1 protein-coding gene is annotated in these 3,273 nt (G+C 37.1%); it reads right to left on the bottom strand.

Annotated features, from left to right (window positions below):
• Positions 1–609: 609 nt before the first annotated feature.
• Positions 610–3,114, bottom strand: coding sequence for a PIG-L family deacetylase (locus E1171_RS04145; RefSeq protein ID WP_155204387.1), 2,505 nt, complete (start codon positions 3,112–3,114; stop codon positions 610–612).
• Between the last annotated feature and the right edge of the window lie 159 nt (positions 3,115–3,273).

Here is a 3,273-nt window from a genome sequence, read left to right as displayed (position 1 = left end):
TAAATTTGATTATAAGAAAAAATTTTTTCGAATAAGTATTAAAAATTAACAAGGGGGTGATGTAAAAACAAAAGGTTAAATGGAAGCTATTTGAAACTTAATACAGCAATTTAACCACCACCATTTAAACATTTGCATTATTATTTTCCCTAAAAAAGATACTTAAAACTAAAAATAGGGTTTCCATACACTTCCTAGGCAAGATAGGAAAAAAACCTCAATTCAAAGTAAACCCCATCGGGAAAAACATATTTACAAGAATTCAACGCTTTCCAAAAGCTGATACCCGGTTAATAAAAAGTGAAGGTTATTAAAAACCAAAAAATTACCCCAATTCGCACTCCAACCTAACTTGAGACCAGAAGAGTAAGATTGAGTTCTTTTTTTCATCCGATTTCGCAATGTCCGACTAAAGAAACAAAAAAGGTCCAGCTTAATTCAACAAGGATTTCCAATAAGTTCCAAAACCCAATGTTCAATTTATTAGAATCACATTAATTTGTAATAATCCGTTTTCTAACTATTGGAATAAAATTAATTTTCACAACCTAGCTTCACTAATTGACTTTTATTTTCAATTCTTCCAAATTACTTATTTGTCATTGTTATTTACATTCCCACTGAAATCATATTGGTAAAAATACGATAGGCTCCTGGCACTCCCGCAGGCAGTTCTCTAAACCAAGAATACCCAGTATAAATATAGTAGCCTTTACCATATTGGGCTATTAGTAAACCTCCATCCTTAGCGCTCTCTCCAGGATCCTGAGAAGATATAACCGCATCAAAATGAGCATCCCATTGGTTAGGAAAATAAAGACCACGTTCCTGAACCCATCCCTCAAAATCTTTTTCTGTAATCTTGTTCGGGTAATTCAATAATTTATTTTCAGGTTGAAGGAAGGTAATCTTTGATTCTTCTACAGTTACTCTATCCCTAGATAAATTCAATGGATAAGGTGCCAATTCCTTCTCATCCAATACTAGTCTAAAATTAGTATTATATTGAACGATCATAGTACCACCATTTTTCACATAATTCAACAATTTCTCCTGAGCAAATTTTAGTGCTGGCTGAGTATTATATGCCCTAACTCCTAATATAATGGCATCATAGGCCTCTAAATCAGATGATGAGATATCTTCGGCATGTAATTCATCCACCTGAAATCCAATTTGTCCTAGAGCCGCCGGTATATCATCCCCCGCACCAGGCACATAGGCCACTTTCTCTCCTTTTCGTACAAGATTTAGTTTTACCAACTTTGCCTTGGCCTTTGGCATCAAAAGCTGTGAAGGGATATGGGAGTAATCAATTTCCTGAATCTCTTGGTCATAACGCTTGTCATCAACCACTGCCACTGCTCTCAAAAAGCCACTACTCTCGGTTTGAGGAGGAGTCAATAAAAACTCCAGAGATTGCTCTTCTCCCTTTTGCCTTAAATCAAATGCAATAGTTGCTGGCTCCGCTTTCCAACCCTGAGGAAGCTCTAACTGAAGTTCTCCCTTCACATTTGCTTTCCCTGCTTGAACTTTCACCTCCACTGATCTAGCCTGCTCATCGCTATATACCAAAACCTTTTGAGGAAGATTAACGAAAACTGAAGGAACAATTGAAAAAGGCCGATAGACTTCTCCCTCAACAGGATCTCCTTTTTTATAAACTACTGGTAACCTATAATCTATTGGCACATTATCAACTTTTAAATGAAAAGTGGCTGTTAAAACAGGTAAATTCTCAGGAAGTCCTATCAGCTTTTGATCATCCACTCTGAACATTCCCTGCGTCCCTTCCTTTTTTAACCAATATGGATCAGAATAAGGAAGATATTCAGGCAATTTTACCACCACTTTTTTGATCTCCTTTTCCTGGTTAAAATAAAGAACAGAATCTATTACTACTGGGTCTGAAGGGAGAGAAAAAGTAACTTTATCCAATAAAATGTTTGCCTTAGAGCGGTTAATGGCTTCCAGCGTTAAATTAACATCTTCTCCTGGCACTTTACTATACTCATCAGAGGTAGCTTGTAAATAAAGTCCAGCACAAGCTTTTATTAGTTTTTTGAGTTCCTCTTGTTTTTCTAGTTTCCAAAATTCACTCTTTAGCTTTTCACTAGCCCTATAAGCTTGCACTAAATCAGGAATAATAGTAGAAGGATCATTAGGGTTAAATTCCTCAATGGCTTTATTTATCCATTTTCCAACTTCCTTTCCTCCCTTTACCCTACTCCAATCTGTATCAATATTTTCAAAAACATCGCTTTTAGGAATCTCCCCCTTCACTTCTAGCGGATCTAAGTATTCCAGGTTGCTCCCACGTTTTCCCACAGTTCCAAACCCCTGGCTTTTGTGCATACTACGACCTTTTGCTGCAATTTCAGTCATAGACTGTCCTTTTAAAGCATCATAAGCTCCCACATCATAAGTTATCAGCTTTGACGTATCAAAATCTTCCTGATTGTAATAAACACGATAGGCCCAAGTCCAAGAATTCCAATACAACCCTTGGGGTTGCCAGGGTTTTACAAACTTAAGTTGTTCAGGAAAACGACTGGCATCCCCTGCAGCATTAAAAGCTTCTCGAGCCAAAATTGCAGAGGCAGTATGATGTCCGTGAGTCCTACCTCCACTATTTTCAGGGAAACGTGTAATTAAAACATCGGGACGAAATTTCCTAATAGCCCAAACCAAATCACCCAAGGCCTCTTCCCTACCCCATTTACTAAAGGTTTCATCCGGATTTTTGGAATACCCAAAATCATTTGCCCTAGAAAACATCTGTTCGCCACCATCAACCTCTCTGGCCTTAAGTAATTCTTGGGTACGAATTACCCCCAAACCTTCTCTAATCTCAGGTCCAATAAGATTTTGTCCTCCATCTCCTCTCGTAAAAGCAAAATATGCTGTTCTCAAATGTTTTTTATTAACCAAATAGGCAATCAGATTAGTATTCTCATCATCAGGATGAGCAGCAATATACATGACACTCCCCAACGTATTTAATTTTTTTAGCTCTCCTACAATATCCGCTGAGGTATAAACCTTAGGGCCTTGAGCTAATAGAATTGACAGCGGCATGAGCATACTGAAAATAAGCGGTACTATTCTTTTCATTGAACCTATAATTAGAAAATTAAAAATCAATAATAGAGTTTCCACCATTCTCTGCTTTTAGCATAAAATGGTTCACGACGAATTAAAAAAAGGGAAATTACTTTTAGGGAAACACTTTCCAAACTTTTTACGGAAATTCCAGCAAAAAGTAACGGAAAT

This window comes from Xanthovirga aplysinae, from assembly GCF_009711365.1.
GTDB classification, from domain to species: domain Bacteria; phylum Bacteroidota; class Bacteroidia; order Cytophagales; family Cyclobacteriaceae; genus Xanthovirga; species Xanthovirga aplysinae.
This window is presented reverse-complemented; position numbering and strand designations above follow the sequence as displayed.

Coding starts and splice junctions, on each gene's coding strand:
- E1171_RS04145 (WP_155204387.1), bottom strand. CDS start 3,114: ATGAAAAGAATAGTACCGCTTATTTTCAGTATGCTCATGCCGCTGTCA.